8 protein-coding genes are annotated in these 14,462 nt (G+C 60.5%); 6 read left to right on the forward strand and 2 right to left on the reverse strand.

Features of this window, described 5'->3' with window-relative positions; all coding sequences use genetic code 11:
- The first annotated feature begins 81 nt into the window (after positions 1 to 81).
- Positions 82 to 1,668 carry a pyruvate dehydrogenase complex dihydrolipoyllysine-residue acetyltransferase gene (aceF, locus tag BN1125_RS11495; RefSeq protein WP_042012428.1) on the forward strand — a complete coding sequence of 529 codons (1,587 nt, stop codon included), beginning with the start codon at positions 82 to 84 and terminating at the stop codon, positions 1,666 to 1,668.
- A 164-nt stretch (positions 1,669 to 1,832) separates the two neighbouring features.
- Positions 1,833 to 3,260 (forward strand): dihydrolipoyl dehydrogenase, encoded by a 1,428-nt coding sequence (lpdA, locus tag BN1125_RS11500; RefSeq protein ID WP_042012429.1) that lies wholly within the window; start codon positions 1,833 to 1,835, stop codon positions 3,258 to 3,260.
- Between the two features lie 64 nt (positions 3,261 to 3,324).
- On the opposite strand, the gene BN1125_RS11505 is transcribed toward lpdA, so the two are convergent.
- Together BN1125_RS11505 and BN1125_RS11510 are read right to left on the reverse strand one after the other, a co-directional pair.
- Entirely contained in the window at positions 3,325 to 3,507 is a 183-nt protein-coding gene (locus BN1125_RS11505; protein WP_005341657.1) for a hypothetical protein, read from the reverse strand.
- 147 nt (positions 3,508 to 3,654) lie between these two features.
- Positions 3,655 to 5,565 (reverse strand): methyl-accepting chemotaxis protein, encoded by a 1,911-nt coding sequence (locus tag BN1125_RS11510; RefSeq protein WP_042012430.1) that lies wholly within the window; start codon positions 5,563 to 5,565, stop codon positions 3,655 to 3,657.
- A gap of 246 nt (positions 5,566 to 5,811) precedes the next feature.
- On the opposite strand from BN1125_RS11510, the gene BN1125_RS11515 reads away from it, so the two are divergent.
- The 4 genes from BN1125_RS11515 (at position 5,812) to BN1125_RS11530 (ending at position 14,416) form a co-directional block, all read left to right on the forward strand.
- Positions 5,812 to 8,073 (forward strand): patatin-like phospholipase family protein, encoded by a 2,262-nt coding sequence (locus BN1125_RS11515; protein ID WP_042012475.1) that lies wholly within the window; start codon positions 5,812 to 5,814, stop codon positions 8,071 to 8,073.
- Between the two features lie 229 nt (positions 8,074 to 8,302).
- On the forward strand, positions 8,303 to 10,900 hold the full coding sequence (gene acnB / locus BN1125_RS11520) for a bifunctional aconitate hydratase 2/2-methylisocitrate dehydratase (protein WP_042012476.1): 2,598 nt from the start codon (positions 8,303 to 8,305) through the stop codon (positions 10,898 to 10,900).
- A gap of 364 nt (positions 10,901 to 11,264) precedes the next feature.
- Positions 11,265 to 12,860, forward strand: a complete 1,596-nt coding sequence (locus tag BN1125_RS11525; RefSeq protein WP_042012431.1) for an EAL domain-containing protein — start codon at positions 11,265 to 11,267, stop codon at positions 12,858 to 12,860.
- A 161-nt stretch (positions 12,861 to 13,021) separates the two neighbouring features.
- Positions 13,022 to 14,416, forward strand: a complete 1,395-nt coding sequence (locus BN1125_RS11530; protein WP_042012432.1) for a D-arabinono-1,4-lactone oxidase — start codon at positions 13,022 to 13,024, stop codon at positions 14,414 to 14,416.
- Positions 14,417 to 14,462 lie beyond the last annotated feature (46 nt).

Below are 14,462 nucleotides of genomic sequence, written 5' to 3' on the forward strand. Positions count from 1 at the left end.
CCAGGGTTTAAAACGGTTAACGCGAGATGTGCGTGGCGGCATCAGCCGGTCACGCGGATCGATGCAAGAGGATAAAGCACAATGTCCAAACAGATTATGGTGCCGGATATCGGCGCCGATGAGGTTGAAGTTACCGAGATCATGGTGGCCGTGGGCGACAAGGTCGAGCTCGACCAGTCCATCATCGCGGTAGAAGGCGACAAGGCCTCCATGGAAGTCCCGGCCCCGTCCGCCGGTATCGTCAAAGAGATCCTGATCAAGGTGGGCGACAAGGTTGCCACCGGTTCCCAGATCATGATCTTCGAAGCCGAAGGCGCTGCCGCCCCTGCTGAAGTGGCTGCACCGGTTGCAGCCGCTCCGGCCGCCGCTCCTGCTGCCGCTGCCGCCGCGCGCAAAGACGTACACGTACCGGACATCGGTGACGACGAAGTGGACGTGACCGAGATCATGGTTGCCGTGGGCGACATGGTTGAAGCCGACCAGTCCATCATCGCCGTGGAAGGTGACAAGGCCTCCATGGAAGTACCGGCACCGTTCGCCGGTCGCGTGGTCGAGATCAAGGTTGCCGCTGGCGCCAAGGTGTCTACCGGTTCTCTGGTGATGGTCTTTGAAGTGGCTGGCGCTGCGCCTGCTGCTGCACCGGCTCCGGCCGCCGCGCCCGTGGCTGCTGCGCCGGTCGCCGCTGCTCCGGCACCGGTTGCTCAGGCTGCTGCCGCGACCGAGTTCGTTGCCAACGACGCTTACGTACACGCCTCCCCGGCGGTACGCCGTCTGGCGCGCGAGTTCGGCGTCAACCTGGCCAAGGTGAAAGGCTCCGGTCGCAAGGGCCGCATCGTCAAAGAAGACGTGCAAGCCTATGTGAAGGATGCCATCAAGCGTGCCGAGTCCGCTCCGGCCTCTGCTGGCGTGGCCGGTGGCAACGGTCTGGGCGTACTGCCGTGGCCGAAGGTGGACTTCAGCAAGTTCGGTGATGTGGAAGAGGTCGAGCTGACCCGCATCCAGAAGATCTCCGGCCCGAACTTGCACCGCAACTGGGTCATGATCCCTCATGTCACCCAGTTCGACGAAGCCGATACCAGCGAGCTGGAAGCGTTCCGCAAAGAGCAGAACGCGATGCTCGAGAAGCAGAAGGCAGACGTGAAGATCACCCCGCTGGTGTTCATCCTGAAGGCTGCCGCCAAGGCGCTGGAAGCTCACCCGCGCTTCTGCAGCTCGCTGTCCGAAGATGGCAGCAAACTGATCATGAAGAAGTACATCCACATCGGTGTGGCGGTGGATACCCCCAACGGTCTGGTTGTGCCGGTGGTGCGCGACGTCAACAAGAAGGGCATCATGGAGCTCTCTCGCGATCTGGCCGAGATCTCCAAGAAGGCCCGTGCCGGCAAGCTGACCGCTGCCGACATGCAGGGCGGTTGCTTCACCATCTCCAGCCTGGGTGGCATCGGCGGTACCAGCTTTACCCCGATCGTCAACGCGCCGGAAGTGGCCATCCTCGGTGTTTCCAAGTCCGAGATGAAGCCGAAGTGGAACGGCAAAGAGTTCGTGCCGCGCCTGATGTTGCCGCTGGCGCTGAGCTATGACCACCGCGTGATCGATGGTGCCGATGGGGCTCGCTTCATCACCACCATGAACGGCGTGCTGTCCGACATTCGTCGACTGGTCCTGTAAGTGAGAGGGCGGGCCCAGAGCCTGCCCTTTTTACTTCTCATTTCGTTAACAGGATTGTAAACTTGCCCCGTTTTTTTCGCGGCTGCAGCGGCCTCTTGTTTTACAAGGAAAAGAAGGCATAAGACTGCGCTGTCCGGGGATATAAGAACGACAAAGAGGTCATGATGAGTAAAGAGATCAAAACCCAGGTCGTAGTACTGGGTGCTGGCCCTGCCGGTTATTCCGCTGCTTTCCGTGCGGCCGACCTGGGTCTGGATACGATTATCGTCGAGCGTTACTCCACCCTGGGTGGCGTCTGCCTGAACGTGGGCTGCATCCCCTCCAAGGCGCTGCTGCACGTCGCCAAAGTGATTGAAGAAGCCAAGGCGCTGGCCGAGCACGGCATCGTCTTCGGTGCACCGCAGACCGACATCGACAAGGTGCGTCTGTGGAAAGAGAAGGTGATCACCCAGCTGACCGGCGGCCTGGCTGGCATGGCCAAGATGCGTAAAGTTCAGGTTGTTAACGGCTTGGGTAAATTTACCGGCCCGAACACGCTCGAAGTGACCGGGGAAGATGGCAAGACCACTGTGACCTTCGACAACGCCATCATCGCCGCCGGTTCCCGCCCGGTGAAGCTGCCGTTTATCCCGCACGACGACCCCCGCGTATGGGACTCTACCGATGCGCTGGAGCTGACAACCGTGCCCGGCAAACTGCTGGTGATCGGTGGCGGCATCATCGGTCTGGAGATGGGGACCGTGTACTCCTCTCTGGGTTCCGAGATCGACGTGGTGGAATTTGCCGACCAGCTGGTTCCGGCTGCCGACAAAGACATCGTCAAGATCTACACCAAGCGCGTCGCCAAGAAATTCAACATCATGCTGGAGACCAAGGTCACCGCAGTTGAAGCGCGCGAAGACGGCCTGTACGTCTCCTACGAAGGCAAGCACGCCCCGGCCGAGCCGGTTCGCTACGACAACGTGCTGGTTGCCGTAGGCCGTGTGCCGAACGGCAAGATGCTGGATGCCGAGAAAGCAGGCGTTGCCGTGACCGAGCGCGGTTTCATCGAGGTGGACAAGCAGCTGCGTACCAACGTGGCGCACATCCACGCCATCGGTGACATCGTTGGTCAGCCGATGCTGGCCCACAAAGGTGTTCATGAAGGTCACGTTGCCGCTGAAGTTATCGCCGGCAAGAAGCACTACTTCGACCCGAAAGTGATCCCGTCCATCGCCTACACCGAGCCAGAGATGGCATGGGTGGGTCTGACCGAGAAGGAAGCCAAGCAACAGGGCCTGAACTTCGAAGTCGCCACCTTCCCGTGGGCGGCGTCCGGCCGCGCCATTGCGTCCGACTGCTCTGACGGTATGACCAAGCTGATCTTCGACAAGGAGAGCGGCCGCGTCATCGGTGGTGCCATCGTGGGTACCAACGGTGGTGAACTGCTGGGTGAAATCGGTCTGGCCATCGAGATGGGTGCCGACGCCGAAGATATCGCGCTGACCATCCACGCCCACCCGACTCTGCACGAGTCTGTGGGTCTGGCTGCCGAAGTGTTTGAAGGCTCCATCACCGACCTGCCGAACGCCAAGGCCAAGAAGAAAAAGTAATTTTCTTCCCCCCTTGCATAAAAAAGCCGCTCGAATGAGCGGCTTTTTGTTTTTGGTGCAGAGGTTAGCAACGCCCCTTCTTGGCCTGACCGGGGGGGCAGAAGGTGCCATAACCGCCGCCACTGCCGTCACTGACCCGGATCCGGGTATCGTCCACGCTGACATCCGCCCCGTGTACCCGCACCGGCCCGCTGCTGCAGGCGGAGAGCACTCCCCCCAGCAATATCATTACGATCAGCTTGCCCATAACTCCTCCTCCTCATATTTCCCTGATTATGAGGCATTTCGAGAGCCGCATAACGGCGTTGCAATGGCCGTGCGTCACCGTTTGCCGTGGCTATGACAGAGGGCACCGCAGCGCCCTCTGGTGAGTCTTCAGGAGTGAGGTGACAGGCTACAGGCGGAAGTTGCCGACCAGCTTGTCCAGTTGACCGGAGAGTTGCTGCAGGCTGCGGCTGGATTCGGTCAGCTGGTGGGCGATGTCGGCGGTCTCCATGGTGAGCTGGTTGATATCCTCCACGTTGCGGTTGATCTCGCCGACCACGCTGGACTGCTCCTCGGTGGCGGTGGCGACCTGGATGTTCATGTCGTTGATCTGGGTGATGTGGGCGGTGATCTGGCCGAGGGCGGCGTTGGCCTCATCGGCCTGGCTCACCACTTCCAGACTCTGGTTGCGCCCCTGCGCCATGGCGCTGACGGCACGGGCACTCTGCTCCTGCAAGCGGTTGATCATCCCCTGGATCTCGGCGGTCGAGGCGGCGGAGCGGTTTGCCAGATTGCGCACCTCGTCCGCTACCACGGCGAAGCCGCGACCCTGTTCACCGGCGCGAGCGGCCTCGATGGCGGCGTTCAGAGCGAGCAGGTTGGTCTGCTCCGAGATGCTGCGGATGGTGTCGAGGATGCTGCCGATGGAGTCGGTCTGGCTCGCCAGCGACTCGATGACCCCGGCCACTTGCTCAATCTCGCCGGAGAGGCCGACGATGCCGTGGCGTGCCTGCGCCACCACCACTGCCCCCGCATCGGCCTGATCGTTGGCCTGTCTGGCGACGTCGGCTGCCAGCGAAGCGTTACCGGCGATCTCGCTCACCGTGGCCCCCATCTCGTGGATGGCGGTGGCCACCTGCACGGTGCGGTCACGCTGGGCGGTACAGTTGTGCCGGGTCAGCTGCGCCTTGTTGGCCACCTCGTTGGCGGTGTCGGCGAGCTGGCGGGAGTTCTCTGCCACCTGCTCGATGGAGCCGTGGATCTTGGCGACGAAGTTGTTAAAGCCGGTGGCGACCTGACTCAGTTCATCATGCCCCTCCACCTTGAGGCGCTGGGTGAGATCCCCATCGCCGCTGCCCAGCTCCTTGAACAGGCGAGCCAGCTCGTTGAGCGGACGGCTGACCGAGCCCGCCAGCAGCATCCCCATCAGCCCCATGACCAGTGCTATCACCAGCGAGATCATCAGGATCTCGTTGCGGGTCTGATCCAGCTCGGCATAGATCTCGGCTTGCGGCACCTGGGCCACCAGATACCAGTCGAGCAGCGGGATATAGCTGCTGGCCAGTACCATGGGCTCGCCATTGATTTCGGCGTTGATGACGGCAAAGGGGCGTCTGGCCAGCAGGCTGCCGGTATCACCGCTGGCGATGCCGCCCAGGGTATCGCGTTCGATGCGGTTGGCCTCGGGGTGCAGCTTCACCTTGCCGCTGCCATCGACCATAAAGACGATGCCGCTCTCTTCCAGCCGGAAGTTGGCGACCATGGTCACCATGGTGTCGAGGGATTTGGCAAAGCCGGCCAGCCCGCGACCGTTGAGCTGCTGGAAGTTGACAAACAGCTTCACCTCGCCGTTGCTCTCGCGGAAGATGCTGAGGGTCATCTCCTTCTGGCTCTTGGTGTAGTCATAGAACCAGGCGTCCTGCGCGGGGGTCAGGTTGCGCAGAAAGCCATCCTGGTTGTAGTAGGCGGCACTCTGGCGATCGGCGAAAGAGGCGGTCACCAGACCATACTGGTTGGCCACATCCCTGAGCTGGTTGATGAGGATAGACTCCTGCTCTTTGGGCATGCCCCGATCCACCCAGTCGAGGATGAAACGGTCGGTGGCCAGTTGACGGGCGGCCTGGGCGATGCCATGGAGATCCTGCTCAATCTCCTTGCTGATCCGTTGGGTCAGGTTGGGCAGCTCCTGCTCGAACATCCGGTTTTCGATCAGCTGCTGGGCCGAGCGTTGACTGAAGTAGCCCACCAACAGGCAGGAGAGCACGACCGCCAGGGTGATAGTGGCCAGAATTTTCTGTTTGAGTGTCAGGCTTGCAAGCATAGGAGTGACTCGGGTAAAGGAACATGGGATGAGTTGATATTAGCGGCCGGGAGGCCATGGCCTTGAGTCAAGGGCCACCTTTATTCGCAGATTACGCTTGCGCTCACAGAGAGGGGGCATGTATGGAACCAATGACCCGTATGAGTGCCCCCCTGCCAAGCGGATGCAGTTTGCGATCATGGGTTCGGCCCTTATAGTAGGGGCCAATTCTGAAGAGCAATCCCCTTGAATGATATGGACAATATGATGCGCTGCTGCCGTGCGGGATGGCCCCGCCTGTTTTTGCTGATCCTGGCTCTTTCTCCCCTGTTGGCGCAGGCGAGTGAAGGGAGCCGTCCCAAGGTCGCGCTGGTGTTGAGTGGTGGTGGTGCCAAGGGGTCGGCCCATATCGGCATCCTCAAGGTACTGGAGGAGAAGCGGATCCCGGTCGACATCATCGTCGGTACCAGCATGGGCTCTTATGTGGCGGGGATGTACGCCATGGGGCTCAGTGCCGAGGAGGTGGAGCGCACCACTCTCGCCATCGACTGGAATAAGGGGTATCAGGACAAGGTGGGTCGCAACGAGCAATCCCTGCGCAAAAAACAGCAGAACGAGCAGTATCAGTTGCGCACCAATATCGGGGTCAATGGCGGAACCGTTCAACTGCCTGACGGCTTTTTCCAGGGGCAATCCATGGCCAGCTTGCTGCGGCACGCCACCTCGAACCTGCCGGTGCAGAGGAGTTTTGACGATCTGCCCATCCCCTACCGAGCCATGGCGACCGACATGGAGACGGTGACCCCCTTCGTGCTGGATCACGGTAGCCTGGCCAAGGCGATGCAGGCCTCGATGTCCATCCCCGGTGCGCTCAAGCCGGTGGAGTGGGAGGGGCATATCCTGGCCGATGGTGGCTCCGTCAACAACATGCCGGTGGATGTGGCCAAGGCGATGGGGGCCGACGTGGTGATCGCGGTGGACATCAGCGCCAAGCTGCGCAGCCGCGAGGACCTCAAGTCGGGGCTCGCCATGATCGACCAGCTCACGACCTACATGACTCAGGTCGGCACCGACAAACAGAAGGTGCTGCTGGGGCCTGACGACATCCTGCTCGAGCCGGAATTCGGCGATATGGGGATCGCCGATTTCAACCGCATGCCGGAGGGGATCAAGATAGGGGAGGTCACGGCTGGCAAGGCATCGGCCCAGCTTGAACGGCTCTCCCTGAGCAAGTCCGGGTACGATGATTATCGTAATCTCAAACTGAGCCGACGCGCTGAGCGTAGTGGTCAGCCCGCCTACTACATCGACAAAGTTGAGATCCTCAACAAATCTCGCCTCTCTGACGAGACAGTCCGCGCCATGCTGAACGTGCATCCCGACAAGATCCAGACCAACGAGAGCTTGGAGGCAGGCATTCGCCGGCTCTATGCGCTGGAGTCGTTCGATCGCATCACCTACGAGGTGGAGGAGCGAGAGGGGGAAAACGTGCTGGTGGTCGATGCCAACGAGAAGCACTGGGGGCCCGGCTACCTCAACTTTCAGTTTGGCTTCACCGATGACTTCGAGAACAACTCCAACTACAACGTCGGCATGTCCTATGCCATGACCAATGTCAACGATTGGGGGGGCGAGTGGTTGACCGAGGCATCGCTCGGTACCGCCAAACACTTCAAGACCAACTTCTACTCCCCGCTGGAGCCTTCCCAGACCTTTTTCGGTGAGGTCAGCCTGGCTTATGACAAGACCGATCGTCGTATCTTCATGCCCGAGGAGACGCGTACAGTGGAGGGGGTGAGTTATATCGATTCTGAGTACAACTTCACCAACCTCGATCTGGCGGTGGGCTGGAATCGTCAGCCCTGGAGCCGCCTCTCGCTCGGGTTGGAGGGGAAGATCGGCAACATTGACATTAGCAATATGGCCGATACCAAGGTCGATGCGTTCTCCTGGGGTCCCTATTCCCGCTTCGAACACGACACCCTCGATAGCCGCTACTTCCCCTACTATGGCGCCTACTGGGACCTCAAGGGAGGTTACTCCACCGCCAGGCTGGATAACGGTAGTGACATCAATGATCGCTATGAGGGGGTCAATTATCACTTGGCGATGATCAAGCCATGGTCTTGGGGCAGACACAGTATCAACCTGCTACTGGAAGGGGGGGGCTCCACCTCTCAGGAAGAGTTCCCGTTGTTTGTGCAGGATCTGGGGGGGCTATTCCGCATGTCGGGTTTCCAGCGCTATCAGTTAAGCGGCCGTTACAGTTTGTTTGGCGGTCTGCGTTACATCTATCGGGTGGCTGACAATGACTTTGGTGCCCTCAGGATGCCACTCTATCTGGGGGGCTCCCTCGAGCAGGGCGGGGTCTGGAACAAAGGAAAGGAGATCGGCATGAGCAGTGCGTTGACGGCGGGCTCGGTCTATGTGGGAGTAGACAGCTTCCTTGGTCCCATTTTCCTTGGTTATGGCATGGCGGAGGGGGGCAATAATGTCTTTTATCTGCAATTGGGCAGTACGTTCGAATAATGCCAAGTTGATGCCATTTTGTTAACTCTGGTTGGTGGTGCCCCTTTAATTTTCAAAAAATATCAGGCTGGTTAGTTGGTTACGTTTTTGTGATGAATAAGTAAACAGGGTTTGGATTTTAATTAGTCGTTAAAACTTATATAGTGGGGAGCACCCTACGGGGTGTCCTGCAAGGATGATCGCCGCGAGCCCGGGCGAACCCCAAAAAAAGACCAAAGAGGAATTAGTCGTGCTTGAAACCTACCGTAAACACGTCGCAGAACGTGCTGCCGAGGGAGTGGTTCCCAAACCTCTGGACGCTGAGCAAGTCGCCGCCCTGGTCGAGCTGCTCAAAAATCCTCCCGCCGGCGAAGAGAGCTTTCTGAAAGAGTTGTTGTCCGATCGCATTCCCCCCGGTGTTGATGAAGCGGCTTACGTGAAGGCCGGTTTCCTCACCGCTGTCGCCAAGGGTGAGGCCAGCTCCCCCATCCTGAGCCGCGAAGAAGCGGTCACCCTGCTCGGTACCATGCAAGGTGGCTACAACATCCAGCCGCTCATCGACCTGCTGGACGACACTGCCCTGGCTCCGCTGGCCGCCAAGGCCCTCTCCCACACCCTGCTGATGTTCGACTCCTTCCACGACGTGGAAGAGAAGGCCAAGGCCGGCAACGCCTTCGCCAAGCAGGTGATGCAATCCTGGGCCGATGCCGAGTGGTTCCTCTCCCGTCCGGCCCTGGCCGAGAAGCTGACCGTCACCGTATTCAAGGTGCCGGGCGAAACCAACACCGACGACCTGTCGCCGGCTCCGGACGCCTGGTCCCGTCCCGATATCCCGCTGCACGCCCTGGCCATGCTGAAGATGGCCCGTCCCGGCATCACCCCGGACAAGGACGGCACCATAGGTCCCATCAAGACCATCGACGAACTGAAAGAAAAGGGCTTCCCGCTGGCCTATGTGGGCGACGTGGTGGGCACCGGCTCCTCCCGTAAATCCGCCACCAACTCGGTGCTGTGGTTCATGGGCGACGACATCCCCAACGTGCCCAACAAGCGTGCCGGCGGCATCTGCCTCGGCGGCAAGATCGCCCCCATCTTCTTCAACACCATGGAAGATGCCGGCGCCCTGCCCATCGAGGTGGACGTCTCTGCGCTTGCGATGGGCGATGTCATTGACATCTACCCGTTCGCCGGCAAGATCTGCAAGCACGGCACCGACGAGGTGCTGGCGCAGTTCGAACTCAAAACCGACGTGCTGATCGACGAAGTGCGCGCCGGTGGCCGTATTCCGCTGATCATTGGCCGCGGCCTGACCGACAAGACTCGTGAGGCGCTCGGTCTGTCCCACTCCGAGGTGTTCCGCCGTCCGCAACCGGTGGCCGACACCGGCAAGGGCTTCACCCTGGCCCAGAAGATGGTGGGCAAGGCGTGTGGCGTGCAGGGCATCCGCCCGGGCACCTACTGCGAGCCCAAGATGACCACGGTCGGCTCCCAGGACACCACGGGCCCGATGACCCGAGATGAGCTCAAAGATCTCGCCTGCCTCGGCTTTTCCGCCGATCTGACCATGCAGTCCTTCTGCCACACCGCCGCCTATCCCAAGCCGGTCGACGTGCAGACCCACCACACCCTGCCGGACTTCATCATGAACCGCGGCGGTGTCTCCTTGCGTCCGGGGGATGGCGTCATCCACTCCTGGCTGAACCGCATGCTGCTGCCGGATACCGTGGGTACCGGTGGTGACTCTCACACCCGCTTCCCTATCGGGATCTCCTTCCCGGCGGGCTCCGGTCTGGTGGCCTTCGCCGCCGCCACCGGCGTGATGCCGCTGGACATGCCAGAATCCGTGCTGGTGCGCTTCAAGGGCGAGCTGCAACCGGGCATCACTTTGCGTGATCTGGTTCATGCCATCCCCTACGCCGCCATCCAGAAGGGGTTGCTGACGGTCGAGAAGGCGGGCAAGAAGAACATCTTCTCCGGCCGCATCCTCGAGATCGAAGGGCTGCCGACCCTCAAGGTGGAGCAGGCCTTCGAGCTGGCGGACGCCAGCGCCGAGCGTTCCGCTGCCGGTTGCACCATCAAGCTGGATAAAGAGCCGATCATCGAGTATCTGAAGTCCAACATCGTGATGCTGAAATGGATGCTCTGTGAAGGCTACGGCGACCCGCGCACCATCACCCGTCGCATCAAGGGGATGGAAGAGTGGCTGGCCAACCCGACCCTGATGGAGGCGGACCAGGACGCCGAGTACGCCGAGATCATCGAGATCGATCTGGCCACCATCAAGGAGCCTATCCTGTGCGCGCCGAACGATCCGGACGATGCCCGTCTGCTGAGCAGTGTGGCCGGTGACCAGATCGACGAGGTGTTCATTGGCTCCTGCATGACCAACATCGGCCACTTCCGTGCCGCCGGCAAGCTGCTGGGCAAGTTCAGCGGCCAGCTACCGACTCGCATGTGGATCGCCCCGCCGACCAAGATGGACAAGGACCAGCTGACCGAAGAGGGCTACTACGGCATCTTCGGCCGCGTCGGTGCCCGCATCGAGATCCCGGGCTGTTCCCTGTGCATGGGCAACCAGGCACGTGTGGCGGATGAGGCCAGCGTGGTCTCCACCTCTACCCGTAACTTCCCGAACCGTCTGGGCAAGGGGGCTAATGTCTACCTGGCCTCTGCCGAACTGGCTGCGGTTGCCGCCATCCTCGGCAAGATCCCGACCGTGGAAGAGTACCTGCACTATGCCAAGGAGCTGGACGCCACCGCGGCCGACACCTACCGCTACCTCAACTTCAACGAGATCGCCTCCTACACCAAGAAGGCGGATTCGGTGATCCTGCAGCAGGCGGTATAAACAGCCTCTAACGGAGCACCAATTCGGTACCGAATCAGCATGCCGCGTCTCGACGCGGCATGTTTCATTGCAGCGATAACGCCGAGGGATGCAAGTCAAGTTTGAGGCTTGTTGATGGAGCGACAGTAAACTCATTGGTGCTTATTCACTGTGTCCGAACGGGTCGGTGCGAAAACCCAAACGGTCAGAAATAGGGGTTGCCGCATTATGCCGAGTCCCCAGTACCTTATTCCTGTTTCTTGGCACTGCGCACAGCCAAGAGCGCAAAAACGGCTATTTTGTGTTAAGTGTGTTGTATTTGTTTGTTTCCGGTCCCGTCGCCAATTAGATTGAACCATCTTATTTGCACCATATAGCTCACTTTATGCCGATAGCGTTGCCCAACTTCGATTTCTCCCGTCCTTGGCTACGTCTTGTTTGTTCCCTGCTGCTGTTTGGTCTGACGCTTTATCTGGGCCTCTGGGTGCTATACAACAGCCATATGCAGACACTGGAGCGCCAATCCAAGGAGTCCGCCCAGCGGGCGGTCGCTCTGCTGGAGATCATGTTGTCCCATGCACAAGACGCCAATCAGGCGCTTGAGCCCTTGCTCGGCAAGCCATGCGAACAGGCCTTGCCTGCGATGCGCCAACAGGCTGCGCTGGTGCCCTTCGTGCGTACCGTTAATCTATTGAGTCAGGGGGTGGTTTACTGCAACTCCTTGTCTGGTGCCGTTCATTGGTCCTTTAACCGGGAAGCTTACGTCGACGGACGCTTGCGCCTGGCGTCGGGTAGTCAGGTGCGTGCCGACCACCCCGTGCTGCTCCTGAAGAGCAGCCAGGAGCTGCACGGGGCGGTGGTCAGCAGCATCGATGGCGATTATCTGCACCTTCTGTTGAGAACCGGTGATAACACCAGCAGGCGGCTACTCCATGTGGGGGACCAATGGTTGGATGACGAGCAGGTGCTGAGCAATGGGGCTGTGTCCCTGCCGACCCTCGCCAGTCACCAGGTCTTTTCCTCTCGCTATCCGTTCGCCATCTATGCGGGACATGACATGTCCTCGCTCTGGCCTTCTCTGTGGCAGGAGAAACAGTGGGTTATTCTGCTGCTGACAGGCTTCTCTCTGGGTCTTGCCTTGTGTATCTGGTGGTTGCTGGGACGGCCCCGCTCGCCGATCAGTGAGCTGGAACGTGCCCTGCGTAACGAGGAATTTGTGCCTTACCTGCAACCGCTGGTGGTATCGGAGAGTAGGCGGGTGATGGGGGCCGAGGTACTGATGCGCTGGCACCATCCGACGGCAGGGGTTATCCGCCCGGATCTTTTTATCCCTCAGGCGGAGGAGAGTGGCCTCATTGTGCCGATGACGGCCCTGGCCATGAAAGAGGTGGCCCGATCGCTTGGTAAAGCGCGTCAGCATATACCCCACGGATTTCATATCGGCTTCAACATCAGTTCGGCCCATTGCAACGATATGGGGTTGCTCGCCGAGTGTCGCAGTTTCCTCGCACATTTCGCGCCGGGTCAGGTGGTACTGGTGTTGGAGCTGACCGAGCGAGAGTTGCTGGTGGCCACTCCCCAGACCTTGTCGCTGTTTAAGCAGCTCAATGAATTGGGAGTCCAGCTGGCCATCGATGACTTCGGCACCGGCCACTCCAGCCTGGCTTACCTGCAGCAGTTTCAGGTGGATTACCTCAAGATCGACCAGTCCTTTGTCAGCGGGATCGGGACCGAGTCGCTCTCCCAGCATATCGTCGACAATGTGATCGATCTGGCGATCCGGCTCGATTTGGCGCTGGTGGCGGAAGGGGTGGAGAGCGAGCATCAGGCGGACTACCTCAGGGCCAAAGGGGTCGACTATCTGCAGGGTTACCTGTTTGCCCGCCCCATGCCGCTGCGCCAGTTCTGCGAGGAGCAGCTGCCGGAAGAGGCACAGAGCCGGCAGCCTGACGTGGTGTGCCGCACGTCAAACGAGATTTGATTTATCCGTGACAGAGGGGCAGCCAAGCGCCTGTCAGGAAGGGGGCTGCCTGCGTTCCCGCTATCCCTGCTTGAGTGCAGGGGCTTGTTTTTCATGCCTTGTGGCTCGCTTTTCGGTAGAATCGGCGCTCATTTTGACGTCAGTAAACGATGAGGCGCGGTATGACGGTTCAGTTCCAGGCATTTCACAGCATCAAGGCGATCGACAATCGGGAGGTGCTGTTCAACTGGTCGAGAACCAACCCCCTCGGGGCGCTGGATCAGGTGTGGCGCCCGAAAACCCGCGACGAGCTGCAAGCGCTGCTGCGGGAACACCCCGAGCGCAAGTTGCGTCTTATCGGCTCCGGCCTCTCTTTTGAACCCATTCACAGCGTCTATGCCGAAGGCAGTCAGGCGCTGCTGGTGGACTTGCACCACCTGCGCGGCCAGCTGGCGCAAACCGCCGATACCGTCACCTATCAGGCGGGGACGCCGCTCGATACCGTTTATGCCGAGCTGATCGCCATGGCGCGGATGCTGCCCGCATCCCCCGGTGTCATCGGTATCCAGACCCTGGGCGGCGCCCTCAGCACCGGCACCCACGGTCAGGGGCTGCACCAGTCTGCCCTCTGCGATGCGGTGGAGGCGATGACGGTGATGCAGGCCAATGGCGATATCATCCGGGTGGATCGCACCGATCCGCGCTTCGGCGCCTTCGTGATGGGGATGGGGATGCTCGGCATCCTGCTCGACGTCACCCTGCGCACCGTGCCCAACCGCATCATGCGCTGCACCAAGTTCACCACCGATTACCCCTTCCTCCTGGAGCACAACGAGCGGCTCAACCGTGAGCACGGCTTTGTGAAGAGCTGGTGGTTTGCCTGGACCGGCGAGAGCCACATCTGGCTGGTGGATCCCGCCTCCGAGGAGGAGGTTGCCCGCTACCGCGCCGGCGGCAGCGAACCGCTGCTGCTGGATGGCGATATCGACGCCCGCATGAACGCCACCATTGACGCCACCCTGCAGAAGATGGCGAAGGACACCAAGGATGAGGCGTTGGCGGGTGAGCACTTCGAGACGGTGCGCCGCTTCAAGGATGCCTCCGATCTGGTGGGCAACGTCTACCAAATTCTCTGCAAAGGGATCCCGGCCCCCCAGATCAACTGTGAGGTGGCGGTGCCGCTGCATCGCATGAACGAGGCGCTGGAGACCCTGCAAGCGTGGCAGCAGGCCAATCCGGGCGTGCTGCACTACCCCTTTATCCTGCGTTGTACCGGCCCTTCCGAGGCCTGGCTTAGCGCCGCTTATGGCCAGCCGGTCTGCTGGATCGGTTTTCTGGTCTATCTGGCGGCGGACGGCACCTTCGTCAACGGCTCCATGGAGCAGATGCGCGAGCTGCAGCAACTGCTGGCGCCGCTTGGCGGCATCCCCCACTTCGGCAAGCATTTGGCGATGGATCTCTATGACTTCCCGGCCCTGCTGCCGCGCTGGCACGACTTTGTGGCGTTGAAAGCCGAACTCGACCCCCACGGCCGCTTTGAAAACCGCTGGCTCAGCGACCTGTTTGCCAACCGGTAAGGAGCTGACATGACCGATATGCAAGATACCCGCGCACTCATCACTC

This window comes from Aeromonas fluvialis, from assembly GCF_000819885.1.
Lineage (GTDB): Bacteria > Pseudomonadota > Gammaproteobacteria > Enterobacterales > Aeromonadaceae > Aeromonas > Aeromonas fluvialis.

Bases quoted from the DNA above. Each gene is read 5' to 3' on its own strand.
- aceF (WP_042012428.1), top strand. From the start codon at position 82: ATGTCCAAACAGATTATGGTGCCGGATATCGGCGCCGATGAGGTTGAA.
- lpdA (WP_042012429.1), top strand. From the start codon at position 1,833: ATGAGTAAAGAGATCAAAACCCAGGTCGTAGTACTGGGTGCTGGCCCT.
- BN1125_RS11505 (WP_005341657.1), bottom strand. From the start codon at position 3,507: ATGGGCAAGCTGATCGTAATGATATTGCTGGGGGGAGTGCTCTCCGCC.
- BN1125_RS11510 (WP_042012430.1), bottom strand. From the start codon at position 5,565: ATGCTTGCAAGCCTGACACTCAAACAGAAAATTCTGGCCACTATCACC.
- BN1125_RS11515 (WP_042012475.1), top strand. From the start codon at position 5,812: ATGCGCTGCTGCCGTGCGGGATGGCCCCGCCTGTTTTTGCTGATCCTG.
- BN1125_RS11525 (WP_042012431.1), top strand. From the start codon at position 11,265: ATGCCGATAGCGTTGCCCAACTTCGATTTCTCCCGTCCTTGGCTACGT.
- BN1125_RS11530 (WP_042012432.1), top strand. From the start codon at position 13,022: ATGACGGTTCAGTTCCAGGCATTTCACAGCATCAAGGCGATCGACAAT.